Origin of the sequence: Bacillus sp. FSL L8-0152, from assembly GCF_038006365.1 — a bacterium.
Taxonomy (GTDB): domain Bacteria; phylum Bacillota; class Bacilli; order Bacillales; family Bacillaceae_G; genus Bacillus_A; species Bacillus_A cereus.
Genome location: NZ_JBBOVB010000001.1, coordinates 4,646,431 through 4,672,689, shown reverse-complemented (window position 1 = coordinate 4,672,689; position 26,259 = coordinate 4,646,431). Strand labels below are relative to the sequence as shown.

Here is a 26,259-nt window from a genome sequence, read left to right as displayed (position 1 = left end):
AAGGGAGAGTCGTTCCATTGAACAGGTATACAAAAATTATTGTTGCTATGTTTTTAATGATATTTACATTCGTATCAACATTACAACCACTTGCAGTTCAAGCAGCTACCAAGTTGGCTGACGGTGAATATTCAATTGGCTTCAAAGTTTTAAAAGATACATCAGATGAAGAATCGATGATGAATCAATATTCAGTAAGCCCGGGAACTTTAAAAGTGAAGGATGGGAAAAAGAAAGTATCCTTTACATTAACGAATAGTTCATGGATTACGAAGTTTGAAACAGAAAAAGCAGGTAAGCTAGTTGCGACAAATGTAATTAGTGAAGATAAAGAAAAAGACACAAGAGTAGTAGAATTTGATGTAGAAGATGTAGAGAAGGTATTAAATGCAAAAGTAAAAGTAGATATTGATTTTTTAAATTATCATCATGAGTACGACGTTCGTATTGCATTTGATCAAAATAGCATTACACCAATTCATGTAGAAAAACCAAATGAAAAAGAGGACCCAGCTAATAAGCCAGATCCAAATGAAACTACCGATCCAGGTCAGAAGCCCGACCAAAAGCTTGACCCAGATCAACAACCAAATTCTAACACAATTACAGATGGTGCGTACAGCATTCCATTTAAAGTATTAAAAGATCAAACAGATGAAGAATCTAAGATGAATACTTACATGGTAAATCCAGGAGTATTAAAAGTAGAAAACGGTAAGAAAAAAGCAATTGTAACACTAAAAAGTAGCTCATTAATTAAAAATTTCCAAACGGAAAAAGATGGCGCATTTGTTGATGCAAAAGTAGTGAGTGAGGATAAGGAAAAAGATACAAGAGTAGTAGAGTTTGAAGTAAACGATTTATCTAAAAAACTAAATACAAAAGTATTTATCGAAATGGCATCAAGAAATTATAAGCAAACGCATGATGTACAACTTTTATTTGAACAAGATAAACTTGAACAAATTAAAAATGAAGAGAAACAACCAGAAGTAGAAAAACCGGAAGTAGAAAAACCAGAAGTAGAAAAACCGGAAGTAGAAAAACCAGAAGTAGAAAAACCGGAAGTAGAAAAACCAGAAGCAGAAAAACCAGAAGTAGAAAAACCGGAAGTAGAAAAACCGGAAGCAGAAAAACCAGATGAAAATAAAAAACCAGATGCTGAAACAATTAAAGATGGTGAATACAGCATCAATTTTAAAGCATTAAAAGATCAAACAGACGAAATTTCAATGATGAACACATATACAAAAAGTCCAGGTGTGCTAAAAGTAAAAGATGGTAAGAAGTATGTATCATTTACGTTAACGAACAGTTCTTGGATTACAAAATTTGAATTTGAGAAAAATGGTTCGTTTGTTGATGCGAAAGTAATAAGTGAAGATAAAAAAGCTGATACACGCGTAGTGGAAGTAGAAGTACCAGATTTATCGAAAAAGTTAAATGCAAAAGTAAAAGTAGATATCGATTCAATGAATTATCACCATTTTTACGATATTCAATTTGCATTTGATAAAGGTAGCATTAAGCCGTTAGATAACCAAGGAGGAAACGACAACCAAGGCGGAAATAACAACCAAGGAGGAAACGACAACCAAGATAATAACACAACAATTGATCCAAAAGCTCTTAAAGATGGTGAATACAGCATTGGCTTTAAAGTGTTAAAAGATCAAACAGATGAAATCTCAATGATGAACACATACACAAAAAGCCCAGGTGTATTAAAAGTAAAAGATGGTAAGAAATACGTATCGTTTACATTAACAAATAGTACATGGATTACGAAATTTGAATTTGAGAAGAATGGTTCTTTCGTTAATGCAAAAGTGTTAAGTGAAAATAAAGAACAAAATACAAGAGTAGTAGAAGTAGAAGTAAACGATTTGTCTAAAAAATTAAATGCAAAAGTAAAAGTAGATATTGATTCAATGAATTATCACCATTTCTACGATGTTCAATTTGTATTTGATCAAGACAGTATTAAAGCTTTAGGGAACCAAGGTGGAAACGACAACCAAGGAGGAAACGACAACCAAGGCGGGAATGGAAACCAAGGTGGAAATGACAACCAAGGTGGAAATAATAACCCGAAAGTAATAGTTGATCCGAAAAATTTAGTAGATGGCCAATATGATATTACATTTAAAGTATTAAAAGATAAAACAGATGAGATTTCAAAGATGAATGACTATGTTGTAAATCCAGCGAAATTAATCGTAAAAGATGGTAAAAAATACATTGAGATGACGCTGAAAAATAGTGCGTGGATTACGAAATTCCAAACGGAAAACAAGGAACTATTCGCTGATGCGAAAGTAGTAAGCGAAGATAAAAATGCAAATACGCGAGTAGTACAGTTTGAAGTAGAAGATCTATTTAAAAAATTAAACGCAAAAGTAAAGGTAGATATCGATGAGATGAACTACCATCATTTCTACGATGTACAAATTCAATTTGATACAAATAATATCGGCGCGTTAGGAACTATTAAAGAGGAACCGAAAAATGAACCGAAAAATCCAGTGACTACACCGAAAGTAGATAATGTAAAAACAGTAGGTACTCCTGATTTTAACCGAAATGCAGATGATCAGAAGAAAAAAGAAGATACAAAAAATGATTCAAAAAAAGAGAAAAACTCAAAAACTGCAGATACAGCACAACTTGGTTTATACATGGTGTTACTGCTAGGTTCACTTGCTTTACTAGTTCGTAAATATAGAGCAGGTAGATTGTAATTTTTGGAGTCTTGATGCATGTTCGCGTGCATCAAGACTTGTTTCATATTGTATGGAAGGGAGTGGTGATTGAGAGTGAAGAAAATCGTAAGTGTACTAATGGCTATCATTTTGTTAATGAGTATAGCCGGGTGCTCATCACCAAAAAAAGAAACAGCAAAGCAGGTAAAGAGTGAGAGTAAAGAGCGCGTTGTTGCAACAACAGTGGCTGTTACTGAAATTATGGATGCGTTAGAAGTAGATTTAGTCGGCGTTCCAACAAGTTCTAAAACTTTACCGAAGCGATATAAAGGTTTACCTGAAGTTGGGAATCCAATGAGTCCAGATATGGAAAAGGTAAAGTCATTAAAGCCTTCAGAAGTGTTATCTGTGACAACACTTGAATATGAATTAAAGCCAGTTATTGATGGTGTGGGTATGAAAGCAAACTTTTTAGATTTAACGAGTTTAAAAAATATGCAAAGTTCTATTAGCGATTTAGGTAAGAAATATGGACGTGAAAAGCAGGCTGAAGCAGTAGTAACTAAGTTAGATAAAAAGGTTGCTAGCATTCAAAAGGAAGTAAAAGGAAAGAAAGAACCGACAGTGCTTATATTATTAGGTGTGCCGGGCAGTTATTTAGTAGCAACAGAGCATTCTTATATTGGAGATTTAGTGAAACAACTAGGTGGTAAAAATATTGTACAAGGTGAACAAGTAGAATATTTAGCTTCTAATACAGAGTATTTAAAGAAAGCTGATCCAGATATTATTTTACGAGCAGCTCATGGTATGCCTGATGAAGTTGTAAAAATGTTTGATAAAGAATTTAAAACAAATGACATTTGGAAACACTTTGCTGCGGTTAAAAATAACCGTGTTTACGATTTAGAAGAGCGTTTATTTGGAACGACAGGCAATTTAGCAGCAATTGAAGCGTTAGATGAATTGAAAAAAATGATGTATCCGTGATGCATTTTAATATAAAGGAAGAGCAGAATGAATAAAAAAACTTGGAGTTTCCTCATTGTTACTGCATTGCTCATTGTTATGACATCATTGTCAGCGATGAAAGGGAGTTTAGAAGTAGGTATTGTTGAACTTGTGCAAGGGATATTTACAGGTGGGAATGAAGATGTTGAAGTCATTAAAGATTTACGTTTCCCGCGTATTATTATTGCGCTGTTCACTGGAGCGGCTCTTGCTGTTTCAGGGGTGCTTTTTCAAGCTGTTATGAAGAATCCACTCGCTGATGCTGGGGTAATCGGTATATCTTCAGGAGCTAGTTTTATGACACTCGTTATTATTACATTGTTCCCGCAATTCTTTTTCTGGACACCCGTATTCGCCTTTTTAGGTGGTGCGTTTGCGTGTTATCTCGTTTATTCGTTTTCATGGAAGTCAGGGTTAAGCCCGCTTCGCATTATTTTAATTGGTATTGCCATTAATGCGATGTTTACTGGATTAAATGAATCATTCGTTACGATTTGTGGGTATTTTATTAAGAGTATTAAGCAAACGACGACTTCTAACATAACAATGAAGACGTGGGGCGATGTAGAAATAATGGTGACTTATGGAACGATTGGTCTTATTCTTGCTCTGTTCGTAGGAGCTTGGTGTAACTTATTATCGCTACAAGATAAGACTGCGAAAAACTTAGGCTTGCACGTGACGAGAGTTCGTCTTATTATTTCTGCCATTGCAGTACTCTTAGCGGCAGTATCAACAGCGATTGCAGGTGTTATTGCTTTTGTAGGATTACTAGTTCCGCATATTTCAAGACAATTAGTCGGTTCAGACCATAAAGTATTAATTCCATTTTCTGCTCTTGCAGGCGCGTTATTAATTTTGACGGCGGATACGATTGGAAGGTTAATTGTGCCACCTAACGAAATTCCAGCAGCAACAATTATGGCGGTTATTGGTGGTCCATTCTTAATATTCTTGCTTAGAAAGAGTGATAAAGTTCATGGAAATTAAAAATGTAACCTTTTCATACGATAACGTAACAAATCGTTTAAAGTCTGTTAGTAGTGAAATAGAAATTGGGAAAATTACAACAATCATCGGCCCGAATGGATGCGGGAAATCAACATTACTTAGTGTCATGTCTAGAAATCACGTTCCTAGCAGTGGAGAAGTAATACTTGATGGGAAAGCGATTAGTGAATATAAACCGAAAGAGTTTGCTAGAAAGCTAGCAGTTGTCCATCAACAAAATGAGGCTCCAGCAGATATTACAGTGGAAAAGCTAATAAGCTTTGGGCGTATGCCATATAAAAATATTTTCTCTCCGCAAACAGATGAAGATAGAGAAGCGATAGAGCGCGCACTAGTATGTACGAATTTACAAAGTAAGCGTGATAAGCCAATCTATGCTTTATCTGGTGGAGAGAGGCAGCGAGTTTGGATCGCAATGACATTAGCTCAAAATACACCAATGCTTTTCTTAGATGAACCGACAACATATTTAGATATTTACTATCAGCTAGAAATATTAGAGTTAGTGAAAGAGTTAAATGAAGTGTATGGGCTAACGATTGTAATGGTATTACATGATATTAATCAAGCCATTCGTTATAGCGACCATATTATCGTTATGAAAGATGGAGAGATCATTACGAAAGGTAATCCTAATGATGTAATAACAGAAGAAATGGTTAAAGCAATATATGGTGTAGATGTCATTGTAAAGCAGGATGAAGATACCGGATTGTACATGGTACCTATGGGAATCTAAAGGCTGAGCATAATCCGTTTTGAGGTGATAATTTGAATAGCAAGAAAGGACGGAAAAAGAATTCTTTTTTTCAACGCATACTTACAATTGCGTTTTTAGGAATCTTTTTCTATTCAATGTATGAGTTGGGCGGGATTTTCATGGATTATTATGAAAATCGTAAAGTAATGGCTGAGGCACAACATATTTATAAAAGAAGTCCAATGGAAGAAAAATCGGAAGACGGAGAGGTACGTAAACAGTTTCAGGATCTCCAGAAAATTAATCCAGAGATAGTCGGATGGATTACGATGGATGATACACAAATTAATTATCCAATCGTTCAAGCAAAAGATAATGAGTACTATTTATTTCGTAATTATAAAGGTGAAGATATGAGAGCGGGCAGCATTTTTATGGACCATCGTAATGATGTGAAATCTCGAAATCGCAATACGATTTTATATGGTCATCGTATGAAAGACGGTTCTATGTTTGGTAGTTTAAAAAAGATGTTGGACGAAGACTTTTTCATGTCCCATCGTAAATTATATTACGATACATTATTTGAAGGATACGACGTTGAAGTTTTTTCAGTATACACGACAACAACGGACTTTTATTACATTGAAACGGATTTTGAAAATGATGCAGCATATACATCGTTCTTAAAGGAAATTCAAGAAAAATCACTGTACAAAACGGATACGGAATTGACGGCTAATGATGAAATTGTAACACTTTCTACTTGTGACTATGCGCTTGATCCAGAGGCTGGAAGGCTAGTTGTACACGCAAAATTAGTAAAAAGAAATTAAAGAAAAAAGTATAGAATATGAGAAGTGATAGATAACGCTTCTCATATTCTATACTTTAAAAAAGAACTGTATTTACTGTGCTGCAGCCATTGGCATACGTACAACTTTTACATCATAGTAAGCAATTTTATTATCAAGAATATATTCTGGCATCCCGCCTTGATGTGAGTGAGCATCTTTAAATGCGGCGCTCTTTGTCCAACCTTGGAAATCTTCTTTTGCATTCCAGCGAGTGCTAATTGTTACTTCATCATAATCAACGGTATTTTGCGTTAAAAGAACTTCTAGACCTAAAAAGCCTGGCATCGTTTCAACTTTACCTACTTTATTAAAACGCTCAATTAATTTATGTCCATTTCCCTTTGTAATTTTAGCTGTATTTGTAACAATAATCATGTTTATTCCTCCTATAAATGTAGCTATATTTTCAAGAACTCATATACATTAAATGATAATGAAAATCATTATCAATGTCAATGGTAAATGTGAAATATATAATTTTTTTCTATTATTTTGGACAGTGAGAGTTCCATTTCAAAACGTAGTAAATATGTGGCGGTTAAGTGCGAGAATGAGCGAGTTGTACTAGCAAAGCAATAATATGGTATAGTGAAACGAGGCTGTTTTTTCAGGCTCGTTTTTTAAATGCTTCCTATAGAGAAAGCATGCAAATGGAAAGGAAGTTATTATATGCGATCAGAAGTAACTATAAAAATAAAACCGAAATTTATAAAAGAAATTAAAAGTGGATACCCACTTATTTTAAAAGATGCAATTCAAAATTTAAACGATGTTCGTGAAGAAGGGACAATCATCAAAGTAGTAGATGAGAAGAACAACTTTGTCGGAAAAGGTTATTATGGAAAACAAAATAAAGGGTACGGCTGGATTTTAACGAGAAAAGAGAGTGAACAAATTAATCAATCTTTCTTTGAAAGTAAAATCAAATCTGCCTTACATAAACGAAAACAATTTTATAAATCAAGTGATACGACAGCATTCCGTGTGGTGAATGGTGAAGGTGATGGTCTTGGCGGATTAATTATTGATTACTATGACGGCTACTACGTAGTAAGTTGGTATAGTGAAGGGATTTACACTTTCAGAGATGAGATTATAGCAGCTCTTCAAAAAGTAGCAAACTTTAAAGGCATTTATGAGAAAAAGCGTTTTGATACGAAAGGGAAATACATTGAAGGTGATGATTTCGTAGCAGGAGAGCGCGGTGAGTTCCCGCTTATCGTAAAAGAGAATGGTGTGAACTTCGCTGTATATTTAAATGACGGAGCGATGGTTGGTGTATTTTTAGATCAGCGTAACGTGCGAAAACAAATTCGTGATAAATATGCAAAGGGAAGAACAGTGTTAAATATGTTCTCTTATACAGGTGCTTTCTCTGTATTTGCAGCGCTGGGCGGAGCGAGTAAAACGACGAGTGTTGACCTTGCAAATCGTAGTTTAAGTAAAACAATTGAGCAGTTTAGTGTCAATGAAGTTGATTATGAAGCACAAGATATTATTGTAGAAGATGTATTTCTTTACTTCAAATATGCAGCGAAGAAAAAGATGAAATTTGATATGGTCGTACTTGATCCTCCAAGCTTCGCCCGATCAAAAAAATATACATTTAGTGCAGCAAAAGATTATAAAAATTTATTAAAAGAAACAATTGCTATTACAGAAAATAACGGTATTATCATTGCTTCTACAAATTGTAGCGCATTCGATATGAAAAAGTTTAAAGGCTTTATCGATACAGCCTTTAAAGAAATGAATGGCAAATATAAAATATTAGAAGAACATTCTTTACCAGAAGATTTCCGTACCATTGATCAATTTAAAGAAGGAGACTACTTAAAAGTAGTTTTCATCGAGAAAATTAAAGGTTAATAAAGAAAAGGAGCTCGAGTTTACTTGAGCTCCTTTTCTTATTGAACGATATTTTGTACTCTACCGACTTGCCCGTCCTGCAATCGTACTTTAATGCCATGCGGATGAGAAGGGGATTTTGTTAAAATATCTTTTACAATTCCACGTGTTAATTTGCCTGTTCGTTGATCTTGTTTTAATACAATATCAACTTCAAGACCGGGCGCGATATTAGAACGTTTTTGTCCGTTCATTTACACACCTGTACGTCTACGTTGGTTGTTTGTTTTCTTCGTTTGTTGGTTTTGTAATTTTTTCGTTTCTTGGCTTTGATTTTTTGCATTTTGACCATTTCCATTTCCTTGCTTTTTCTTAGCAAGTTGTTCGCGCATTAAATCAGCTAAGCTTACTTTTTTATTCTCTGACATGATAAGTCTCCTTTATATAAAGTTAATTATGAACAATCGTAGTGAATTTCATCATATCATTGTTAAGGAAGGAAGGGAAGTTGGTTTGAAAATTCATATAATTGTTTCCAGTCTGTAGTAGTTACGATACAATTGGATTGTTAACGTTTGTAAAAAGGGGATAGACATATGTCACATCATATTTTATTAGTTGAAGATGATATCTCAATTCAAGAGATGGTGGAAAAGTATTTAATAAAAGAGGGCTTTCAAGTAACAATTGCGTCTGATGGAGAAGAAGGTGTGAACACATATTTAAAAGGTTCATTTGATTTGATTATCCTTGACATTATGATGCCAAAGCTAGATGGCTTAGAGGTTGTACGAATCATTCGTGAAAAAAGTGCAGTTCCGATTTTAATGATGTCGGCAAAAGATACAGATGTTGATAAAGCTGTTGGATTAGGACTTGGAGCAGATGATTACATTTGTAAGCCGTTTTCTATGATTGAATTGGCTGCACGTGTAAAAGCAGGTATTCGGAGGTCTACGAAATACTCGGCTACAGAAACAATAGAAAAAATGATTCAAATTGGTGATTTAACAATTGATCCAATTAATTTTACAGTTGAAAAAAACGGGAAGCCTCTCAAACTTACTTTAAAAGAATTTGAGATTTTAAAGCTATTCGTAAAGAACCAAAATCGTGTATTTACAAAAGCGCAAATATATACGTTAGTTTGGAATGAAGAGTATTACGGTGATGATAACGTTATTAATGTTCATATGAGAAGATTGCGTGAGAAAATCGAAAGTGATCCATCTAATCCAGAATATATTAAAACGTTATGGGGCATCGGCTATAAGTTGGAAGTGATGTAATATGGTCAATTTGTTAATAGGTATTATTTTTATATTGTTATGTGTTATTTATATGCAATATAGAATGAGAAAAAATAGTAGTAAAAATTTACGATACACATATGAAAAGTTAGAAAGTATTGTAAATGACAAAACAGGCGAGACGTTACTCGTTATGACAGATGATCTAGAATTGCAAAAATTATTAGTGGCAATTAATCAATTATTAGATGCAAAACAGAAAACGAATGCAGATCATGCAAAAGTAGAAATTTCGATGAGAAAAATGCTTTCAAATATTTCGCATGACTTGAAAACACCACTAACAGTTATTCTTGGATATACAGAAATGTTAAATAAGGATAAAACGATAAATAAAGAAGAACAACAAATATTACTTGAAAAAGTGCATACGAAAACACTAGAAGTGATGGAGTTAATTCATAAGTTTTTTGACTTGGCAAAATTAGAATCTGGTGACAAAGCAATTGAAATGACAAAAGTAAATATGAATGAAGTTTGCCGCGAGAAGATTTTATCTTTTTATGATTTAGTGACGACGAAAGGTTTTCAGGTTCATATTGATGTACCAGAAAGAAATATATACGCACTTGGAAATGTAGAAGTATTAGGTAGGGTATTGAATAATTTAATATCAAATGCGATTACATATGGAGACGATGGAAAGGCACTTGGTATGACGTTAAGAGATGATGAAACGAGTGTGTATATAGACGTATGGGATAAAGGAAAAGGGATTGATGAATCTCATATTGATAAAGTATTTGAGCGTATGTACACACTTGAAGATTCAAGAAATAGATTGTACCAAGGAAGCGGTCTAGGATTAACGATTACGAAACGGCTTGTGGAAGCGATGGACGGAAAAATTCACCTTTCTAGTAAACCGTATGAAAAAACAATTTTTACAATTGTATTAACAAAGATGCAGTTTTAGCTTGTAGAGCAGTAGATTCTACAAGCTTTTTTTCAGCGTAAGGAATTTGTAAGAAACGGGTAAGAAAAAAGAGATTTCCGTTGTCTATTATAGAAATATAGAGTATTGCGAAAGGGGAAAGTAACATGACATATATATTAAAAACAAACCAGTTAACGAAAGTGTTTAAAGGGAAAGAAGTTATTTCCGGTGTTAACATGCATGTGAAAAAAGGAGAAATTTACGGTTTTTTAGGACCAAACGGTGCTGGTAAAACAACGATTATGAAAATGATTACAAATTTAATAAAACCGACGAGTGGTGATATTGAAATCTTCGGTGAGAAATTAACAGATACATCTTATGAAGTATTAAAAAGAATGGGGACAATTATTGAATACCCAATCTTTTATGATAAATTAACGGCGAAAGAAAACTTAGACCTGCATTGTGAATATATGGGCTACTACGATAAAAATGCAATTGACCATGCTTTACATTTAGTGAAACTACAAGGGATAGATAATAAAAAAGTAAAAGATTTTTCATTAGGAATGAAACAACGACTCGGTATTGCAAGGGCAATCGTGACAAAGCCAGAATTGCTCATTTTAGATGAACCAATTAACGGTTTAGATCCAATTGGTATTAAAGAGTTACGAGAATTATTTAAAATGCTCTGCAAAGAATACGGTATTACATTATTAGTTTCTAGTCATATTTTAGGTGAGATGGAACTAATGGCCGATACAATTGGTGTGATTCAAAATGGAAAACTAATAAAAGAAGTTTCAATGAAGAGTATTAACGGAAAGCAAACAGAGTACATTGAAATCACTGTTCCTGATGTGAAACGTGCAGCTTATATTTTAGAAGATAAACTTGGTATAAAAAACTACAAAATAATGAGTGGAACCATGATTCGTGTGTATGATACGTCAGCGTCTCAGCAGGCCATTTCAAAAGCACTTATTATGAACGATGTGGAAATTGAAAGTATTAATAAGAAACATAGTTCCTTAGAAGAATATTTCTTAAATGTAATGGATGGAGAAGGTATTCATGCTTAATGGACTGTGGCTGAACCTGGTAAGTGGATTTATCGTAATGCTAATAAGTGGAATTTTATATTATAGAAAACCAGAGCGGAAATGGTTGTTAATTCTACTAGTGATAGGAATGTTAAGCTTCGTTACTGCTGGAATTAGAATGTTAGCTGCATAAAGACAGTTATATAAAGAATGGAGGAGTGGTTTGTATGCTTAGATTAATGAAGCTCGAATGGAAGAAACATAAATTATCTAGTTACTTTAAAGGGGTAGCAATTTGTATTATAGCAATTTTCGCTGCAGTAAGCCTTATGGCATTGGGAATGAAAGCCGAGGAAGACATGCTCTTCTCTGACTTCACACAGAATATGGCTTTAGTAAATATTTTTATTAGGATAACATTCATTATTTTTAGTTCGGTCATTTTATCACGTTTAGTAATTGATGAGTATAAGAATAAAACGATACAACTATCATTTATGTATCCGCTTCAAAGGAAAATGCTAATGAGTGCGAAATTAACAATTGTTTTTTGTTTTTGTTTTGTGAGTACCATTATCGCGACTTTCATTATTAGTTTGCTTGTTTATTTTGTGAGTCCAATGATGGGACTGATTGAAAGACCAGCTACGATAGGTGAAATAATAGCTATCGTTCCAGGTACTATTATAAGTGCATTTATGATATCTGGTATAAGTTTAATTCCTTTGTTTTTTGGAATGAGAAAGAAATCGACACCGACAACGATTACTTCGGCAGTAATAATTGGTATGCTGATTAGTGGTAACTTTGGACCTGGAAACGGTCAAGTAAGTATGTTTGATTTTATAGCTATCCCAATCGTGCTCTGTTTATTAGGAATTTTCATTAGTTATCTATCGTTTCGTAAAATCGACAAGATCGATGTGGCGTGAAGCAAGCTTAAAACAAAAAACGAACTGGGGTATGAATGGTGAAAAAAATAATAGTAATTGCAATATTATTCATTACAATTGCTAGTGCGGTTTTTGGTTTTAAGGTGTTTCAGGGGAAAGATTTTAAGAAAGAAAAGTCTTTTGAAATCAATAATATAAAAGAAATAGAAGTAGACAATGAAAATTGGAATCTTGAATTTAAAAGTAAAGACGCTAATAAAATAGTAATTTCCGCTCAAGGTGAACAAGTAGATAAAGAGATAGATCCTGTCAAAATAGAAAATGATGAAAATAAAATTATGATTAAACAAAAACAAAAGATGAACAGATTTTTTAATGGTTTCACGTTTAGGAAGAAAAATAGTATATCTATAGCTATTCCGAAGAAAGAAATAGATAAAATTGTAGTAAATAATAAATCGGGTGATGTGAAAATAAGAGATATAGTAGTAAAAAGCATCGTGACAAAAGGAAAATCTGGAGATGGAATGATTACAGGGTTATCGGCAGAGAAGGGTGAATTTACATCCGAAAGCGGAGATTTAATGTTAAAAGATAGTTCATTACAAGAAGTAAATATAACTTCCACTACTGGAGATAATTATGTAAAAAATGTAAAAAATAAAAATATGAACATCAATTCAACATCTGGGGAAGTATTACTGAAAGATATGACAGAAGGAAAATCATTATTTGTAGAAACAGAATCAGGGGATATTGGCGTACGGTATAAAGGTGTCTCTACATCATTGAAGCTTATGGCTAAAAGTAATTCGGCTGACGTAATAGTGGATTTAAAAGGACTTAAGAAAGATAAAAATACAGACAAAATAAAAGTAGGAACGATTGGTGATGCAAAAAATGAAGCGAAGATTTTAAGTGAAACAGGATTCATTTATATTGATTAAGTCCAAGGAGGAAGGAGGAATATCATGCTACGTCTTATGAAGTTAGAATTGAAGAAATTTAAGTTTGGATGGTATGTGAGGGGAGCAGTTATTGCAAATATTATTATACTGGCATTATTAATCTTTGTTAGTTTCATTGCACAAATAGAAGGAGATCCAGAAATAAGAGATCCGCAGATGATTTTGTTAATGGCTAGTACAGTAGTAAGAGCAACATTTATTATTTTTGGTAGTGTATTAATAGCAAGGTTAATAATTGGCGAATATAAAAATAAAACAATACTACTCATGTTTTCTTATCCCATTAACCGAAAGAAAATGATGGCTAGTAAGTTGGCTATTACAGCGATAGTAACATTTATAACAGTTATTGTATCTAACATTTTAGTAGTAGGAATCTTCTTTGGGATAGATAGTTGTTTTTCAATTCTTCCTAATTCATTCACAGTAGATCAATTGGTGCAAGAAGGAATAAAACTAGTTCCTTTAGCCATTGCAACTGCGGGGATGAGTTTAATCCCATTATATTTCGGAATGCGTAAACGTTCAGTGCCAACTACAATTGTTTCATCTCTTATCGTTGTCTCAATTGCAATGAATACCAACCCAGAGTTTCCTACAGCAACTTTACTTCCCCTTCAACTAGCACTCGCAGCAATTGGAGTTGTGATTGCGTATTACGGCATTAAAAATATAGAGAAGGAAGATATAACTGTATGATAAGAATATGTGAAAAAGAGTTGGCGTTACACCAACTCTTTTTTGTATATGTACGCTTCGTTACTACTCTGTAAATTTAGAGTGTGTGCTTAAATACTTTTGCACGTCTGGAGAAATGTTAAAGTTATTAGGACTTTTATATTCGATAGTAAACTCGCCGTCGGTACTTGTTTCAAAGGAGATTGCATAGCTATTCATTTTAGCATCGTAAGAAGTATTTTTGACTTCTGCATCTAGATTAAAATATTTTGTAATATACTCTTTTGAGTCCGTAATTGCTACTTGTTTTCCCCAAGGGGTACCATAATAGGTGAAATAAAGAGATACACTAATAACTCCAATAATAGAAGTTAGTAAAATAGTTCCCATAGCTATTTTTTTATTTTTTGTATTCAATTTGGTTACTCCTCTTCGTAATATGTATTCATTTTAACCTATCTTTTCCATAAAACAACCATTAAGAAAAAATAGTTTCACATGAAACAAGTTACAGAAAAAGACAAGATATGTAAACATCTTGTCTTTTTTGTCGTTACATTTTAGGAGCTTCCATTCCAGCCGCAGCCCATTCTTCTTTTGCGGGGCCATATACGCCAGGAACTGTTAAGCCAGCTTGTCGCATTAAAACCGTCATTTGTCCGCGGTGGTGATTTTGATGATTAATGAGTGTCATTAGAAATATAGAATTCGGCATAGGGCGACCAAAGAAGTCATTAATAGTAGCTAAGTCTTTATCAGTCCATTTACTTTGAAGTGTTTCAACAAAAGCCGCGTTTACTTTACGGTATTCATCTGCAATTGTTTTTGCAGAAGTTGGAACAGGATAATCTTTCAATTCTCCTTCAAACTTTAGCCCTGTGCCAGATAGTATAACAGGAATTGCCGTCACGATGTGCCAAGCAACTCTACCTAACGTCCAGTGCCCAGGTGCAATTTCTTGTGATAAAGATGCATCGGTTAATGAATCAAGCATTTTCTGAGTAGACTCTGCTTCGTATGTCCATGATTGCAAGAAGCCTTCAATTGTTTGGTACATAGTTATCCCTCCTATTTTTGTTCATAGATTAAATTCGTGAGAGATAGTATAATCCCTGTTCCATAAGAAATAATTACTTAAGCATTGCTACAATATGAAAACAATTAGAAAATATTTGTAAAAGTGTCAGGAAACGAATGTGCTCATTCGTATATATAATGAATAAAGAATTGGATAAAGAGTGGTGATAAGGGTGAAGGATATAGAAATAGTAGAAGGTCTTCGAAAACAAGATATGTTAGCATTACATACAGCAATTGATCGATATGGAGATTTAATTTATAAGGTAGTTCATAGTGTTTTAGATACGGCACAGAGTAAGGTGTTAGTGGATGAATGTGTTGACGATATTTTATTAATCGTTTGGTACAACATTAGTAGCTATGATGAAAATCGTGGGAAGTTTAGAAACTGGCTTATATCTGTCGCTAAGTTTAAAGCCATTGATTATAAACGAAAAAGTAATAAGGTTTATCAATTACAAGAGTTTCAGCAAGAAATATATGAAGATAGAAAAAATATCAATTTAACAAAAGAAGAGCGAGATTATAATTTTTACGTTTTAATTAAAGAATTGAATGAAGAAGATAAGAAAATTTTTATAAAAAGGTATTTAGATGAATATAGCGTACAAGAAATAGCGCTTGAATTCGGTATGACACGAGATACGGTATATAGTAGGCTTTCAAGAGGGAGAAAGAAATTGAAGAAGCTGCTGGGGGGGGAAAGGAATGAATAAAGAAAAGTTACTTCAGGAATTAAATAACTTACAGTATAGCGATAATTTTGTAGATGATTATAGAAATGATGAGAAAATAGATAAAAAGAAAATAGATCGTACAAAAGAAGTTGTAACAAAAACAATTTTAATGAAACGTTGTTATGAGGTTGTACAAGAAGAGTTACAGGGAAGCGAAGAGATTTTATATAGTATGCTTGCCGAAAATCATCGTGTGAAAAATTGGCAGACAGGCACAGCCATGACATTAGGGATAGGCGTTCTTGCAATGAACTTTGGTATTAATAATGTGTTAATCGTTACAAATAAACGGTTGTATGTGTTTTTTATGGATCGTTATTATAATGAAGTTGATTTAAAAGTATGTGTATTGAATGAAGTAGCTTATATGAAAACAATATTAGACCGTAAAGGTGGAAGTGAGTTTCTGCATATAAAGTATAAAAATGATAACGAATACGTATTATTGGGAAATGCTGATGATTACAGAGAGTTATTTCAAATAGTAGGTAGGTTGAAAATAGCGAATGGAATAGAATTGAGATTACAAGATAAGAAATTAAAGAGAAAGTTAACTTTAAAACGAAGTGTGTTCAATATAATCATGTATTCACTTGTTATATATATTATGTACAAAGCCTATGCTAATTTTATGCCATAATAGGAAAAGACGGCTTCACATATATGAAGCCGTCTTTTAATTAACCTTCTTCCCACTCTTCCTCATCAACCATAAGAAATAAGGCGCTCCAAGTACAGCGACGACAAGGCCAGAAGGGATTTCTTTCGGATATGCGATTGTACGTCCAAGTAAGTCAGCAACAGAAAGAAGGATTGCTCCAAATAGTGCTGAACAAACGAATAGTCTTTGATGGTTCATACCAACAACAATTCTTGCTAAGTGAGGTGCGACAAGGCCTAAAAAGGCAATTGTACCGACAGCAGCGATATTTACTGATGCAAGTAGTGTCGCTAGCACAATTAGAGCAAGACGTGTTTTATTTACTGGTTGCCCAAGTCCAGTTGCTAAATCGTCTCCCAGTACGAGAACGTCAAGTTGTTTTATTAAGAAAAAGATAATTAATACAAGAATTAGAGATGGATATAGAATGATATTTTCTAAGTGATTCCACCCTCTTGCATACGTACTGCCAGATAACCATGTTAAAGCAGCGGCAACATTCAAATTGGCTCTAACGATAAAGATTTGAATAATTGCTGAGCCAAGTGCAGAAATACCAATCCCTATTAAAGCAAGAGCTGTGGGGCTAAACCCTGATTTCCATGAGAAGAAGAGGACAATTCCTACTGCAAGTAGTCCACCAATAAATGCACCAATTGGTAGGAAGAAACCAGGAAGTGCAGGAAAGACATACATAACAGTTAAAGCACCGACACCAGCTCCCGATGAAATACCAATAATAGAAGGATCGGCAAGTGGGTTTCGTAGTATACCTTGGAAAACAAGCCCACTTATTGCAAGGCATGCACCAGCAATAGCGGCAACGAGCATTCTTGGTAATCGAAGATTCATCATCATGTTTTTGTCAAATTGTGTTAATTGACCTGATATAACATTTGTAATGCTTTCGATATAAGCGTTACTACCGATTGTAACACCAAGAGCAATCGTCACAATACAAAGTGTGATAGATATAATGATTACCTTTTTATAAGAGTAATAGCGGGAACTAGCTCCAGCTGCATTCGCACCGTTATCATTCATATATTGTTTCGACTTCATCATTCGATAAACTAAGTAAATAAGCCAAGGAGATCCAATCATTGCTGTGACTGCCCCAACAGGAAGTTCTGCACCGGTTGGATCTATTAATCTACCGACAACATCTGCTCCAAGCAATAATACTGCCCCCCATAAGAAAGAAGAGAGAAGAAGAGTAAAGTGTTGACGGTATCCGATAAGGCGCATTAAATGAGGTGCAACTAAGCCGACAAATCCAATTGGTCCAACAACAGTAACAATTACTGCTGTTAAAAAGATTACAGCAATGAAGGCGATAAGACGTGTTACTGCTGTTTTTTCACCAAGAGAAACAGCAACATCATCACCAAGTAAGAGAATGTTGAGTTTACGAGATATAAATAGTAAAACTAGGAAAGAAATAATGATAAATGGAAAAGCAAATTGAACGCCATCCCAGTTATTTTGAATAAGAGATCCAGCTCCCCATAAAAATAAACCAGCTGTTTCATTTTCATAGAAAAGCTGCATCGTTCCGGTAAAGGCAGAGAGCATTAATGTAACGACCATACCAGCTAATGCCATTCTGAGTGGGGTTCCCTTTTTTCCACCAGAAATACGGTATACAAATAAAGCAGTAATAGCACCGCCGATAAATGTGAACAGAAGAGAATTAATTTGTAAACCTTTCGGTAAGAAAATTGTAGCCGCTACTAGAAAGAAATATGCGCCAGAGTGAATACCCATTGTACTGGATTCAGCAAGTGGATTTTTCGTTAACGTTTGTAAAATAACCCCTGATGCAGCAAGAGCGCCTCCAGCTAAAATGGCAATTACGGCTCTAGGTAATCGAAGCATGATTAAAGTTTGATGTTCTAGCGATTGGTTCGGTGAGATAAGAGCATCAATAATCATACTATAGGAAATGTTTGCTTGACCTTGTCCGATATGAATAAAGAAAAGGAGGAGCAAGAGAGCTGCTCCTCCTCCGAATACAAGACTTGCTCGAAGTGTATGTTGTAAGCTATTCATCGTGTAATCACTTCTTCGCTGTCATTACATCTGCTACTTGTGTTGCTAAAGATGTTGCAGACTCAGGACCACCGAAAATCCAAGTGTCGCCTTTTAATTTATACATTTTGTTTTCTTTTTTGAACTTTAATTCTTCCCAAGCAGGGTTGCCTTTTAGTTGCGTGTCAAAAATGTTATCTTCATCCGCTACAATGTAAATGAAGTTTGAATCTTGTACACTTTGTAATGATTCTACAGTTGTTTGTTTGAAACCATCTGGCTCAGATTTTCCTGCTTCAAAAGTATTTGTTAAACCTAATTTTTTTGTAACTTGTAAAGCTAAAGAATTGTCAGTTAAGATACGGAACGTTGGTACGTTTTTAGCAGTAAATGCTTGTGCCATTGCGATGTTTTTATCTTTTAAGTCTGCTTTCTCAATTTTTGCTTTTGCATCAGCGAATGCTTTATCCATATCAGCTAATACTTTTTTACCTTCTTCTTCTTTTCCAACTGCTTTTGCAATTTGTTTAAATGTTTCTGTCATTTCAGCAAAGTGATCGTTATTGCTTGTTGATGGATCAAACATAACTGTTGGTGCAATTTGCTCTAATTCATTTTTAATTGCTTTACCACGGAATGAAGCTGTAATAATTAAGTCTGGTTTTAAACGGCTAATTTCTTCTAAGTTTGGTTGTTGACGTGTCCCTACATCTACAACATCTTTACTCGGTTTTGTTTTTGTATTTACCCATTTATTATAATTCTTAATGTCTGCCATCCCTACTGGCTGAACACCAAGTGCTAATAAGTCTTCTGAATATACCCACTCAAGTACAACTACTTTTTTCGCTGGTTTATCTAACTTCGTTTCCCCTTCAGCGTGTTTAATTGTTATAGCTTGATTTTTATTGTCCGCTTTTGTTTCTTTTTTCTCCTCTTTTTGCTGTCCGCATCCAACAGCGAATAGAAGAACTACTATGAAAATACTGAGAATTTTCTTCATCTTCTGCCCCCAAATTAAGTGTTTTTTGTAACTAGTACCATAAGTGAAAATGGTTATCAATTACAACACCCAAATCATACTATGAGGGTATTTTAAGTGTCAATATATTTTTAAAATTTTGATGAAAAATAACGAATTATACGGATTTTTATATATTATAGTCGCTATTTATGAAGAATAAGCCTCTTTACTAAAAATATTGGCGAATGTGGAAAGTTTAAATGGGAAAGTGGCTGTGTACGATAGTGTAATGTGTATTGTGAATAGTCTGTGGAGATAAGGCGAAAGTACAAGCAAAAGGAGAGTGAATCGCATGTAATAATTACTAGAATGTATGGAGGAAATCTGTGTTTTATCCCCGACTAGGCAAAGTATTTCTTTGTTATTTAGATAGGTGTTTTTTAAGTCGGTGATTGCGCTAAAAAGATCGAATGTAAAGGAAGTGATCAACATGTCTTCATGGAGCAATAACGTAAATGGATATTGTGGGTGTAATAATCAAAATGGTGTACATGTTGATTCATGCTGTTTTAGTTGCGATGGGACAGTTCCTAAGGTTGGTCCAACCGGTCCGACGGGAGCAACAGGAGCAATAGGTGGCACAGGCCCAACGGGGGCGACAGGAGTAACAGGCGACACAGGTCCAACGGGAGCGACGGGAGTAACAGGCGATACAGGGGCAACGGGTCCAACAGGAGCGACAGGAATAACAGGAGCAACAGGCCCAACGGGAGCGACAGGAATAACAGGAGCAACAGGCCCAACGGGAGCGACAGGAATAACAGGGGCAACGGGTCCAACTGGGGCGACAGGAGTAACGGGAGCAACAGGCCCAACGGGAGCGACAGGAATAACAGGGGCAACGGGTCCAACGGGGGCGACAGGAGTAACGGGAGCAACAGGCCCAACGGGAGCGACAGGAATAACAGGGGCAACGGGTCCAACAGGAGCAACGGGTCCAACGGGGGCGACAGGAGTAACGGGAGCGACAGGCGATACAGGTCCAACAGGAGCAACAGGCACAAGTATAACGGCAACATACGCATTTGCAAATAATACGTCGGGTACAGCAATATCGGTACTACTAGGTGGAACAAATGTCCCGCTTCCAAACAATCAGAATATTGGTCCAGGTATTACAGTGTCTGGGGGGAACACAGTATTTACGGCTGCAAATGCAGGGAATTATTATATTTCATATTCAATTAATATAACGGCTTCATTATTAGTTAGTTCACGAATTACAATTAATGGGGCACCGCTTGCTGGGACTATTAATTCTCCTGCATTAGCAACGACATCATTTAGTGCGACAATTATTACGACTCTTGCGGCGGGGAGTGCAATTAGTTTGCAATTATTTGGTTTGTTAGCTGTTGCAACATTATCAACAACTACCCCAGGAGCGGTATTAACAATTATAAGATTAAGTTAATGACAAACTCTCTTACTCTTTTAAGATTAAGAGAGTTTCTACATATAATAAGAAGTTAATGAAGTAAAGCATAGTTATACAAAAGTCAGAATATTATGATTGTAACGCTATGGTGACTATAATATAATGAAAATAACCATCATGAATGAACATTCATTTATTTTTTATGTATTTGAAGGGGGAATGAAGGTGGAAAAATCATGGTTGAAAAGTTATCCAGAGGAAATTCCGAGTACGATTTCTTATGATATTCAGCCGCTTCATAGATATGTAGAACAGATGGCTTCTCGCTACCCAGAAAAGAAAGCGCTTCACTTTTTAGGGAAGGATATTACGTTTTCGGACTTCCATGATAAGGTGAAGCGGTTTGCAAATTATCTTCAAAAACTCGGTGTGGAAAAGGGTGATCGAGTTGCTATTATGTTGCCGAATTGTCCGCAAGCTGTAATTGGTTATTACGGTACATTACTTGCGGGAGGTATCGTAGTACAAACCAATCCACTGTATACAGAAAGGGAATTAGAATATCAGCTTCATGACTCGGGAGCAAAAGTAATTCTTTGTCTCGATTTAGTGTTTCCAAGAGTAACGAATGTTCAATCTGCTACAAAAATTGAGCATATTATCGTAACTCGTATTGCAGACTTTTTACCATTCCCTAAAAATCTATTGTATCCATTTGTGCAGAAAAAACAGTCGAATTTAGTTGTGAAAGTATCAGAGAGTGAAACAATTCATCTTTGGAATTCAGTAGAAAAAGAAGTGAATACGAATGTTGAGGTGCCTTGTGATCCTGAAAATGATCTAGCTCTTTTACAGTACACAGGAGGAACAACCGGATTTCCGAAAGGAGTTATGTTAACGCATAAAAACCTCGTCTCTAACACGTTAATGGGAGTTCAATGGTTATATAATTGCAAAGAAGGAGAAGAAGTCGTTCTTGGGGTTCTTCCATTTTTCCATGTTTATGGTATGACAGCTGTTATGAATTTAAGTATTATGCAAGGATACAAAATGGTCCTTATTCCAAAGTTTGATATGAAAATGGTTTTTGAAGCGATTAAGAAGCATAAAGTGACATTGTTTCCAGGGGCACCAACTATTTATATCGCTCTTTTAAATAGTCCGCTTTTAAAAGAATACGATATTTCTTCTATTCGTGCTTGTATTAGTGGATCAGCACCACTGCCAGTAGAAGTACAGGAAAAGTTCGAAAAAGTTACAGGTGGTAAACTAGTAGAGGGATATGGTTTAACAGAATCCTCTCCGGTTACACATAGTAATTTTTTATGGGAAAAGCGAGTGCCAGGTAGCATCGGAGTTCCGTGGCCAGATACAGAAGCAATCATTATGTCGCTTGAAACTGGTGAGGCATTACCGCCAGGAGAAATAGGTGAAATTGTAGTGAAAGGCCCTCAAATTATGAAAGGATATTGGAATAAGCCAGAGGAAACAGCGGCTGTATTGCAAGATGGCTGGCTCCATACAGGTGATGTTGGCTACATGGATGAAGATGGATTCTTCTATGTAAAAGATCGCAAGAAAGATATGATTGTCGCGAGTGGATTTAATGTGTATCCTCGTGAAGTTGAAGAAGTATTATATGAGCATGAAAAAGTGCAAGAAGTAGTGACAATTGGAGTTCCAGATCCGTACCGAGGAGAGACAGTTAAAGCATTTGTTGTGTTAAAAGAAGGTACGGAATGCTCTGAGGAAGAATTAAATCAGTTTGCACGTAAATATTTAGCGGCTTATAAAGTTCCGAAAGTATATGAGTTTAGAGATGAATTGCCGAAAACGACAGTAGGGAAAATTTTGCGCCGTGTTCTAATAGATGAAGAGAAGAGAAAGAATGAGGATGAGCAAACGGGCTAAGGCCCTTTCTTTTTGAAAAAATAGGATTGACACTTTTCTAAATAGTCAGTATTATAAGAATATGAATGACTATTCATTCAGTCATCTTCTTGAAGGGGACAGTAAAGTGAAGAAAAATAGACCGAAATACAATCAAATTATTGATGCGGCAGTCATTGTGATTGCGGAGAATGGGTACCACCAAGCGCAAGTTTCTAAAATCGCAAAGCAAGCTGGGGTAGCTGATGGTACGATTTATTTATATTTTAAAAATAAAGAAGATATATTAATATCCTTATTCCAAGAGAAGATGGGAGAATTTGTCGAAACAATTCGTCAAAAAACAGCAGGAATTGAAAGCGCTGTATCGAAGTTATTCATGTTGGTAGAAACGCACTTCTTGCTGTTGTCGCAAAATGATCCGCTTGCTATCGTTACGCAATTAGAGCTAAGGCAGTCCAATCAAGACTTGCGCCTTAAAATAAATGAAGTATTAAAAGGCTACTTACAAGTTATGGATGAGATTTTAGAGACTGGTATAAAACAAGGTGAATTTCAAGCAGATTTAAATGTTCGCGTGGCAAGACAAATGATCTTTGGAACAGTAGATGAAGTTGTGACCAATTGGGTAATGAGCGATCATAAGTATGATCTGGTCGCACTTTCAAAAACGGTACACGGGCTACTTATTGCAGCTTGTGGTTATCGTCAATAATGGGAGGGATCATGTTGAAATTCCTATCTGTAAGAGTTGAAGATCATATCGCGGTGGCGACGTTAAATCACGCACCAGCGAATGCGATGTCTTCACAAGTTATGCATGACGTTACTGAATTAATTGATCAAGTGGAAAAGGATGATAACATTCGTGTTGTTGTTATTCACGGTGAAGGACGTTTCTTCTCAGCAGGAGCAGATATTAAAGAATTTACATCTGTTACTGAAGCGAAGCAAGCAACAGAATTAGCACAGCTTGGACAAGTTACGTTTGAGCGTGTTGAAAAATGTTCAAAACCAGTTATTGCGGCAATTCATGGAGCGGCACTGGGCGGCGGCCTTGAGTTTGCTATGTCTTGCCACATGCGCTTTGCAACTGAAAGTGCAAAACTTGGTTTACCTGAATTAACACTTGGATTAATTCCTGGCTTTGCAGGTACACAGCGCTTACCACGTTATGTTGGGAAAGCGAAAGCTTGTGAAATGATGTTAACAAGTACACCAATTACTGGTGCAGAAGCATTAAAGTGGGGACTTGTTAACGGATTGTTCTCTGAAGAATCATTTTTAGATGATACGCTTAAAGTTGCAAAACAAATTGCTGGAAAAAGTCCAGCAACAACTCGTGCTGTACTAGAGTTATTGCAAACGACAAAATCGTCTCATTACTATGAAGGTGTACAACGTGAATCACAAATTTTTGGTGAAGTATTTACGAGTGAAGATGGAAGAGAAGGTGTAGCCGCATTTTTAGAAAAGCGTAAACCTTCATTTAGTGGCAGGTAGTTCAATTATTTTTTTAATATAAATTAACAGAAAATTAAAATTGATAGAATCTTTCTGAAAAACAAGGGGGTAAATGGAATGAACATCTACGTACTCATGAAACGAACATTTGATACAGAAGAAAAAATCGTAATTAAAAACGGTGCAATTTACGATGGCGAAGCGGAATTCATCATCAACCCTTACGATGAATATGCAATTGAAGAAGCAATTCAAGTAAGAGACGCACAAGGTGGAGAAGTTACAGTTGTAACAGTCGGTGGCGAAGATAGTGAGAAAGAACTTCGTACTGCATTAGCAATGGGCTGTGATAAAGCGGTATTAATTAATATTGAAGATGATGTAGAAAATGGTGACCAGTTCACGACAGCAAAAGTACTTGCTGAATATTTAAAAGATAAAGATGCAGATTTAATTTTAGGCGGAAACGTTGCAATTGATGGTGCATCTGGACAAGTAGGGCCACGCGTAGCTGAAGCGTTAAATATTCCATATGTAACGACAATTACAAAACTTGAAATTGACGGTACAAATGTGAAGATTGAGCGTGATGTTGAAGGTGATACAGAAGTGATTGCAACTTCATTACCAGTTTTAGTAACAGCACAGCAAGGTTTAAATGAACCTCGTTACCCATCGCTTCCAGGTATTATGAAAGCGAAGAAAAAGCCACTAGAAGAATTAGAATTAGATGATTTAGATTTAGAAGAAGATGATGTGGAAGCAAAGACAAAAACAATTGAAATCTATTTGCCTCCTAAGAAAGATGCAGGAAAAGTGTTACAAGGCGAGCTGCAAGATCAAGTAAAAGAACTTGTATCGTTGCTCCATACAGAAGCGAAAGTAATCTAATAAAATACGAAATTATATATGCAGGAGGGAAAATCTATGGCTCGTAAAGTATTAGTAATGGGTGAAGTTCGTGATGGATCGCTACGTAACGTTTCGTTTGAAGCGGTAGCAGCAGCAAAAACAATTGCAGAAGGCGGTGAAGTAGTAGGTCTTCTAATTGGAGACAGCGTTGCCTCTTTTGCAAATGAATTGATTCATTACGGTGCAGATCGCGTTGTGACAGTTGAAAATGATAAATTAAAATCATATACATCTGATGGTTATGCACAAGCGTTTTTAGCTGTACATGCTGAAGAAAATCCAGAAGGTATTGTCTTTGGACATACGGCACTTGGTAAAGATTTATCACCAAAATTAGCAGCGAAGCTTGAAGCTGGTTTAGTTTCTGACGTAACTGCTTTAGAGGTTGAAGGTGGAAATGCTATCTTCACTCGTCCAATTTACTCTGGTAAAGCATTCGAGAAGAAGATTGTAACAGACGGCATCTTATTTGCGACAGTGCGTCCAAATAACATTGCAACTCTGGAAAAAGATGAGTCTCGCAGCGGTGACGTATCTTCTATTACAGTTGATGTGAAAGATTTACGTACAATTATTCAAGATGTTGTCCGTAAAACAGCAGAAGGTGTGGATCTTTCTGAAGCGAAAGTTATTATCGCTGGCGGACGCGGTGTGAAGAGTGAAGAAGGATTTAAACCATTAAAAGAGTTAGCTGACGTACTAGGCGGCGCTGTTGGGGCATCTCGTGGTGCTTGTGACGCTGAATACTGTGAGTACTCATTACAAATTGGTCAAACTGGTAAAGTTGTTACGCCAGACTTATACATTGCATGTGGTATTTCTGGTGCGATTCAGCATTTAGCAGGTATGTCTAACTCAAAAATAATCGTTGCGATTAATAAAGATCCAGAAGCAAGTATCTTCAAAGTAGCTGACTACGGTATTGTTGGTGACTTGTTCGAAGTTGTACCTCTTTTAACAGAAGAGTTTAAAAAGTTAAAAGTACATTCATGATTTAAGTACCCTTGAGTTCCAAGTGAAGTACCCCTATATATAGAAAAAGGTGAGAGATCCCCTGTCTCTCATCTTTTTAGTATTTAATCCATATTTTTATATAGTATAAAGGAACATTTTTTTGTTACAATACATAACGATACATATTATTCGCCACGTATATAAGTTAATGATATACTCTTGGT

28 protein-coding genes are annotated in these 26,259 nt (G+C 35.4%); 21 read left to right on the top strand and 7 right to left on the bottom strand.

Features of this window, described 5'->3' with window-relative positions; genetic code table 11:
* Positions 1–17 precede the first annotated feature (17 nt).
* The 5 genes from MHH27_RS23660 (at position 18) to srtB (ending at position 6,260) form a co-directional block, all read left to right on the top strand.
* Entirely contained in the window at positions 18–2,741 is a 2,724-nt protein-coding gene (locus MHH27_RS23660; protein ID WP_340944333.1) for an NEAT domain-containing protein, read from the top strand.
* Between the two features lie 69 nt (positions 2,742–2,810).
* Positions 2,811–3,692 carry a heme ABC transporter substrate-binding protein IsdE gene (isdE, locus tag MHH27_RS23655; RefSeq protein WP_071731436.1) on the top strand — a complete coding sequence of 294 codons (882 nt, stop codon included), beginning with the start codon at positions 2,811–2,813 and terminating at the stop codon, positions 3,690–3,692.
* Between the two features lie 27 nt (positions 3,693–3,719).
* Positions 3,720–4,703, top strand: a complete 984-nt coding sequence (locus tag MHH27_RS23650) for a FecCD family ABC transporter permease (protein WP_001036841.1) — start codon at positions 3,720–3,722, stop codon at positions 4,701–4,703.
* Positions 4,693–5,463: an ABC transporter ATP-binding protein gene (locus MHH27_RS23645; RefSeq protein ID WP_000403765.1), complete on the top strand. Its 771-nt coding sequence runs from the start codon at positions 4,693–4,695 to the stop codon at positions 5,461–5,463. Before MHH27_RS23650 ends, MHH27_RS23645 begins: the two co-directional genes overlap by 11 nt.
* A 32-nt stretch (positions 5,464–5,495) precedes the next feature.
* Positions 5,496–6,260 carry a class B sortase gene (gene srtB / locus MHH27_RS23640; RefSeq protein WP_090976964.1) on the top strand — a complete coding sequence of 255 codons (765 nt, stop codon included), beginning with the start codon at positions 5,496–5,498 and terminating at the stop codon, positions 6,258–6,260.
* A 72-nt stretch (positions 6,261–6,332) separates the two neighbouring features.
* Here srtB and isdG read toward each other — a convergent pair whose 3' ends face one another.
* A complete protein-coding gene (gene isdG / locus MHH27_RS23635; protein WP_000587818.1) occupies positions 6,333–6,656 on the bottom strand; it encodes a heme oxygenase in 324 nt (107 codons plus the stop codon).
* A 294-nt stretch (positions 6,657–6,950) separates the two neighbouring features.
* On the opposite strand from isdG, the gene MHH27_RS23630 reads away from it, so the two are divergent.
* Positions 6,951–8,150 (top strand): class I SAM-dependent rRNA methyltransferase, encoded by a 1,200-nt coding sequence (locus MHH27_RS23630; protein ID WP_335466980.1) that lies wholly within the window; start codon positions 6,951–6,953, stop codon positions 8,148–8,150.
* Between the two features lie 38 nt (positions 8,151–8,188).
* On the opposite strand, the gene MHH27_RS23625 is transcribed toward MHH27_RS23630, so the two are convergent.
* Both MHH27_RS23625 and MHH27_RS23620 read right to left on the bottom strand, forming a co-directional pair.
* The gene (locus MHH27_RS23625) at positions 8,189–8,383 is read right to left on the bottom strand and encodes a YwbE family protein (protein WP_001014307.1); all 195 of its coding nucleotides are present in this window, start codon (positions 8,381–8,383) and stop codon (positions 8,189–8,191) included.
* Positions 8,384–8,557 (bottom strand): hypothetical protein, encoded by a 174-nt coding sequence (locus tag MHH27_RS23620; protein ID WP_001293578.1) that lies wholly within the window; start codon positions 8,555–8,557, stop codon positions 8,384–8,386.
* Between the two features lie 168 nt (positions 8,558–8,725).
* On the opposite strand from MHH27_RS23620, the gene MHH27_RS23615 reads away from it, so the two are divergent.
* The 7 genes from MHH27_RS23615 (at position 8,726) to MHH27_RS23585 (ending at position 13,925) form a co-directional block, all read left to right on the top strand.
* Complete coding sequence (locus MHH27_RS23615) at positions 8,726–9,418, top strand: response regulator transcription factor (RefSeq protein ID WP_000018029.1); 693 nt, start codon at positions 8,726–8,728, stop codon at positions 9,416–9,418.
* 1 nt (position 9,419) lies between these two features.
* Positions 9,420–10,355 carry a HAMP domain-containing histidine kinase gene (locus MHH27_RS23610; protein WP_000247678.1) on the top strand — a complete coding sequence of 312 codons (936 nt, stop codon included), beginning with the start codon at positions 9,420–9,422 and terminating at the stop codon, positions 10,353–10,355.
* A gap of 125 nt (positions 10,356–10,480) precedes the next feature.
* The gene (locus MHH27_RS23605; protein WP_000221065.1) at positions 10,481–11,404 is read left to right on the top strand and encodes an ABC transporter ATP-binding protein; all 924 of its coding nucleotides are present in this window, start codon (positions 10,481–10,483) and stop codon (positions 11,402–11,404) included.
* Positions 11,397–11,558: a hypothetical protein gene (locus MHH27_RS23600; protein ID WP_000931814.1), complete on the top strand. Its 162-nt coding sequence runs from the start codon at positions 11,397–11,399 to the stop codon at positions 11,556–11,558. The genes MHH27_RS23605 and MHH27_RS23600 overlap by 8 nt, the downstream gene beginning before the upstream one ends.
* A 34-nt stretch (positions 11,559–11,592) precedes the next feature.
* Positions 11,593–12,297 (top strand): ABC transporter permease, encoded by a 705-nt coding sequence (locus MHH27_RS23595; protein ID WP_000945209.1) that lies wholly within the window; start codon positions 11,593–11,595, stop codon positions 12,295–12,297.
* A gap of 35 nt (positions 12,298–12,332) precedes the next feature.
* Positions 12,333–13,205, top strand: coding sequence for a DUF4097 family beta strand repeat-containing protein (locus MHH27_RS23590; RefSeq protein WP_340944327.1), 873 nt, complete (start codon positions 12,333–12,335; stop codon positions 13,203–13,205).
* 24 nt (positions 13,206–13,229) lie between these two features.
* Positions 13,230–13,925, top strand: coding sequence for an ABC transporter permease (locus MHH27_RS23585; RefSeq protein WP_000945180.1), 696 nt, complete (start codon positions 13,230–13,232; stop codon positions 13,923–13,925).
* A gap of 63 nt (positions 13,926–13,988) precedes the next feature.
* On the opposite strand, the gene MHH27_RS23580 is transcribed toward MHH27_RS23585, so the two are convergent.
* Both MHH27_RS23580 and MHH27_RS23575 read right to left on the bottom strand, forming a co-directional pair.
* On the bottom strand, positions 13,989–14,321 hold the full coding sequence (locus MHH27_RS23580; protein WP_097924998.1) for a YfjL-like protein: 333 nt from the start codon (positions 14,319–14,321) through the stop codon (positions 13,989–13,991).
* A gap of 136 nt (positions 14,322–14,457) precedes the next feature.
* Positions 14,458–14,961 carry a DinB family protein gene (locus MHH27_RS23575; RefSeq protein WP_000284979.1) on the bottom strand — a complete coding sequence of 168 codons (504 nt, stop codon included), beginning with the start codon at positions 14,959–14,961 and terminating at the stop codon, positions 14,458–14,460.
* 184 nt (positions 14,962–15,145) lie between these two features.
* On the opposite strand from MHH27_RS23575, the gene MHH27_RS23570 reads away from it, so the two are divergent.
* Together MHH27_RS23570 and MHH27_RS23565 are read left to right on the top strand one after the other, a co-directional pair.
* Positions 15,146–15,700 (top strand): sigma-70 family RNA polymerase sigma factor, encoded by a 555-nt coding sequence (locus MHH27_RS23570; RefSeq protein ID WP_097821746.1) that lies wholly within the window; start codon positions 15,146–15,148, stop codon positions 15,698–15,700.
* Complete coding sequence (locus tag MHH27_RS23565; protein ID WP_090976972.1) at positions 15,693–16,361, top strand: septation ring formation regulator EzrA; 669 nt, start codon at positions 15,693–15,695, stop codon at positions 16,359–16,361. Before MHH27_RS23570 ends, MHH27_RS23565 begins: the two co-directional genes overlap by 8 nt.
* A 36-nt stretch (positions 16,362–16,397) precedes the next feature.
* On the opposite strand, the gene fhuB is transcribed toward MHH27_RS23565, so the two are convergent.
* Entirely contained in the window at positions 16,398–18,434 is a 2,037-nt protein-coding gene (gene fhuB, locus MHH27_RS23560) for a Fe(3+)-hydroxamate ABC transporter permease FhuB (protein ID WP_098508944.1), read from the bottom strand.
* 7 nt (positions 18,435–18,441) lie between these two features.
* A complete protein-coding gene (locus MHH27_RS23555) occupies positions 18,442–19,416 on the bottom strand; it encodes an ABC transporter substrate-binding protein (protein WP_000722821.1) in 975 nt (324 codons plus the stop codon).
* A gap of 451 nt (positions 19,417–19,867) precedes the next feature.
* Here MHH27_RS23555 and MHH27_RS23550 point away from each other — a divergent pair, with 451 nt between their 5' ends.
* From MHH27_RS23550 to etfA, 6 genes are all read left to right on the top strand, one after another.
* Positions 19,868–20,851 carry a BclA C-terminal domain-containing protein gene (locus MHH27_RS23550; protein WP_340944323.1) on the top strand — a complete coding sequence of 328 codons (984 nt, stop codon included), beginning with the start codon at positions 19,868–19,870 and terminating at the stop codon, positions 20,849–20,851.
* A 189-nt stretch (positions 20,852–21,040) separates the two neighbouring features.
* Positions 21,041–22,726 (top strand): long-chain-fatty-acid--CoA ligase, encoded by a 1,686-nt coding sequence (locus MHH27_RS23545; protein WP_063548716.1) that lies wholly within the window; start codon positions 21,041–21,043, stop codon positions 22,724–22,726.
* A gap of 106 nt (positions 22,727–22,832) precedes the next feature.
* Positions 22,833–23,420: a TetR/AcrR family transcriptional regulator gene (locus MHH27_RS23540; protein ID WP_000742223.1), complete on the top strand. Its 588-nt coding sequence runs from the start codon at positions 22,833–22,835 to the stop codon at positions 23,418–23,420.
* An 11-nt stretch (positions 23,421–23,431) separates the two neighbouring features.
* A complete protein-coding gene (locus tag MHH27_RS23535) occupies positions 23,432–24,208 on the top strand; it encodes an enoyl-CoA hydratase (RefSeq protein WP_000911291.1) in 777 nt (258 codons plus the stop codon).
* Between the two features lie 78 nt (positions 24,209–24,286).
* Positions 24,287–25,060: an electron transfer flavoprotein subunit beta gene (gene etfB, locus MHH27_RS23530; protein WP_001029028.1), complete on the top strand. Its 774-nt coding sequence runs from the start codon at positions 24,287–24,289 to the stop codon at positions 25,058–25,060.
* Between the two features lie 36 nt (positions 25,061–25,096).
* On the top strand, positions 25,097–26,074 hold the full coding sequence (gene etfA, locus MHH27_RS23525) for an electron transfer flavoprotein subunit alpha (RefSeq protein ID WP_340944320.1): 978 nt from the start codon (positions 25,097–25,099) through the stop codon (positions 26,072–26,074).
* The last annotated feature ends 185 nt before the right edge of the window (positions 26,075–26,259 follow it).

Bases quoted from the DNA above. Each gene is read 5' to 3' on its own strand.
- MHH27_RS23650 (WP_001036841.1), top strand. From the start codon at position 3,720: ATGAATAAAAAAACTTGGAGTTTCCTCATTGTTACTGCATTGCTCATT.
- MHH27_RS23645 (WP_000403765.1), top strand. From the start codon at position 4,693: ATGGAAATTAAAAATGTAACCTTTTCATACGATAACGTAACAAATCGT.
- isdG (WP_000587818.1), bottom strand. From the start codon at position 6,656: ATGATTATTGTTACAAATACAGCTAAAATTACAAAGGGAAATGGACAT.
- MHH27_RS23630 (WP_335466980.1), top strand. From the start codon at position 6,951: ATGCGATCAGAAGTAACTATAAAAATAAAACCGAAATTTATAAAAGAA.
- MHH27_RS23625 (WP_001014307.1), bottom strand. From the start codon at position 8,383: ATGAACGGACAAAAACGTTCTAATATCGCGCCCGGTCTTGAAGTTGAT.
- MHH27_RS23620 (WP_001293578.1), bottom strand. From the start codon at position 8,557: ATGTCAGAGAATAAAAAAGTAAGCTTAGCTGATTTAATGCGCGAACAA.
- MHH27_RS23615 (WP_000018029.1), top strand. From the start codon at position 8,726: ATGTCACATCATATTTTATTAGTTGAAGATGATATCTCAATTCAAGAG.
- MHH27_RS23610 (WP_000247678.1), top strand. From the start codon at position 9,420: ATGGTCAATTTGTTAATAGGTATTATTTTTATATTGTTATGTGTTATT.
- MHH27_RS23605 (WP_000221065.1), top strand. From the start codon at position 10,481: ATGACATATATATTAAAAACAAACCAGTTAACGAAAGTGTTTAAAGGG.
- MHH27_RS23600 (WP_000931814.1), top strand. From the start codon at position 11,397: ATGCTTAATGGACTGTGGCTGAACCTGGTAAGTGGATTTATCGTAATG.
- MHH27_RS23595 (WP_000945209.1), top strand. From the start codon at position 11,593: ATGCTTAGATTAATGAAGCTCGAATGGAAGAAACATAAATTATCTAGT.
- MHH27_RS23590 (WP_340944327.1), top strand. From the start codon at position 12,333: ATGGTGAAAAAAATAATAGTAATTGCAATATTATTCATTACAATTGCT.
- MHH27_RS23585 (WP_000945180.1), top strand. From the start codon at position 13,230: ATGCTACGTCTTATGAAGTTAGAATTGAAGAAATTTAAGTTTGGATGG.
- MHH27_RS23575 (WP_000284979.1), bottom strand. From the start codon at position 14,961: ATGTACCAAACAATTGAAGGCTTCTTGCAATCATGGACATACGAAGCA.
- MHH27_RS23565 (WP_090976972.1), top strand. From the start codon at position 15,693: ATGAATAAAGAAAAGTTACTTCAGGAATTAAATAACTTACAGTATAGC.
- fhuB (WP_098508944.1), bottom strand. From the start codon at position 18,434: ATGAATAGCTTACAACATACACTTCGAGCAAGTCTTGTATTCGGAGGA.
- MHH27_RS23555 (WP_000722821.1), bottom strand. From the start codon at position 19,416: ATGAAGAAAATTCTCAGTATTTTCATAGTAGTTCTTCTATTCGCTGTT.
- MHH27_RS23550 (WP_340944323.1), top strand. From the start codon at position 19,868: ATGTCTTCATGGAGCAATAACGTAAATGGATATTGTGGGTGTAATAAT.
- MHH27_RS23535 (WP_000911291.1), top strand. From the start codon at position 23,432: ATGTTGAAATTCCTATCTGTAAGAGTTGAAGATCATATCGCGGTGGCG.
- etfB (WP_001029028.1), top strand. From the start codon at position 24,287: ATGAACATCTACGTACTCATGAAACGAACATTTGATACAGAAGAAAAA.
- etfA (WP_340944320.1), top strand. From the start codon at position 25,097: ATGGCTCGTAAAGTATTAGTAATGGGTGAAGTTCGTGATGGATCGCTA.